This window comes from Sulfitobacter sp. CW3 (genome assembly GCF_019392245.1).
In the GTDB taxonomy this organism is placed as follows: Bacteria; Pseudomonadota; Alphaproteobacteria; order Rhodobacterales; family Rhodobacteraceae; genus Sulfitobacter.
The window spans coordinates 1-280 of record NZ_JAHXRL010000131.1; the positions used below are offsets into that span (position 1 = coordinate 1).

At 54.3% G+C, this 280-nt stretch carries 1 protein-coding gene; it reads left to right on the top strand.

Annotation, left to right across the window (positions count from 1 at the left end):
* A partial coding sequence (locus KZZ06_RS20490; protein WP_219581817.1) for a response regulator occupies positions 1-280 on the top strand: 280 nt, incomplete at both ends.

Consider the following 280-nt stretch of genomic DNA (forward strand, 5'->3'; position numbering starts at 1 on the left):
GTCAGGTAAAGATGTGCCGGTACTTTTCCTGACGGCGCGAGACAGCATCGAAGATCGTGTCAAGGGACTTGAACTTGGAGCCGATGACTACCTGATCAAGCCCTTCGCTTTTTCTGAGTTGCTGGCTCGGGTCAGAACGTTGTTGCGTCGCGGCTATAGCGCTCCCGCGCAAACCCATATGAAACTGGCCGATCTTGAGGTTGATCTGCTCAAGCGCCGGGCGATTAGAGGAGGAAAACGCATAGATCTTACGGCCAAGGAGTTTGCGCTGCTGGAGTTG